We start from the raw sequence: 846 nt of genomic DNA, 5'->3' as shown, positions 1-846 counted from the left end.
ACCCCCGCCTGACCTCCACGTGATCAATAGCTCCGCGTCACCCGGGCGCGCGGATCTGACGCGAAGCTCTTGATCAACGAGGTCGTGCGGGGTGTGGCGTAGGGCACAGCGCGGCGCGGAAGAGTCGTGGGGGTGCCGTGGTTGTGTGGGGTGTCGGTGTGTCCAGTGTCCCCGGGCCTCACCCAATTGCCTTCGCGGAATACCGTCCGGCTGGAGCCGCGTCGAGCCACTCGCCGAGAGGCGACCTGCACACCGACACCCAGCGGCGCCCCGGTCATCCGGCCGGGGCGCCGCTGTCTCTCGGTCCGACGGCGGCTCGGGCGGGTGACGTTTGACCGTTTCCGGCACGGGTAGCTGATCGCCGTGACCGACGACGTACCCGTGACCGACGAACCGGACACTCGGCGCCTCGACGACCTGCTCGAAGACCTGTACCACGGCCAGGAGCGGGTCAGCCAGGCGGACATCTACCGGCGTGCCGTGGCGGCCGAGCTGCCCGCCCACTGGCTCACCCGGATCTGCGCGCTGCCCGAGGGGGAGTACTCGGTCGACGAGGCGGCCGACCTGCTCGGCGGCTCGGTCACCTGAGACCCACCTGAGACCGCCCCGCCCCCCGGCGAGAGGAGAACGAGATGTCAAACGAGGAGCACCACGAGCGGGTCCCGGCCCTGGGTCAGCCCCCGGCGGGCATGGACAGCCTGCCCGAGCCGGACTTCGCCGACGAGCACGACCGGACGGCGGTGGACCGCGAGGTGGTCACGGGCGAGGACAAGGGCGAGCGGGAACCGGAGGCGTCCCGCGGCTGGGCGGGCGAGGACGGCGGGACCACGCCGACCTGACCAGAAG

2 protein-coding genes are annotated in these 846 nt (G+C 71.7%); both read left to right on the top strand.

Annotation, left to right across the window (positions count from 1 at the left end; genetic code table 11):
• The first annotated feature begins 354 nt into the window (after positions 1–354).
• A complete protein-coding gene (locus tag E1211_RS32210; protein WP_371686240.1) occupies positions 355–588 on the top strand; it encodes a hypothetical protein in 234 nt (77 codons plus the stop codon).
• A 44-nt stretch (positions 589–632) separates the two neighbouring features.
• Positions 633–839, top strand: coding sequence for a hypothetical protein (locus E1211_RS32205; RefSeq protein ID WP_132354023.1), 207 nt, complete (start codon positions 633–635; stop codon positions 837–839).
• The last annotated feature ends 7 nt before the right edge of the window (positions 840–846 follow it).

This window comes from Micromonospora sp. 15K316 (assembly GCF_004348525.1).
In the GTDB taxonomy this organism is placed as follows: Bacteria; Actinomycetota; Actinomycetes; order Mycobacteriales; family Micromonosporaceae; genus Micromonospora.
Note: the sequence above shows the minus strand (reverse complement) of the source record. Positions and strands in the feature narration are given on the sequence as shown.

Coding starts and splice junctions, on each gene's coding strand:
- E1211_RS32205 (WP_132354023.1), top strand. CDS start 633: ATGTCAAACGAGGAGCACCACGAGCGGGTCCCGGCCCTGGGTCAGCCC.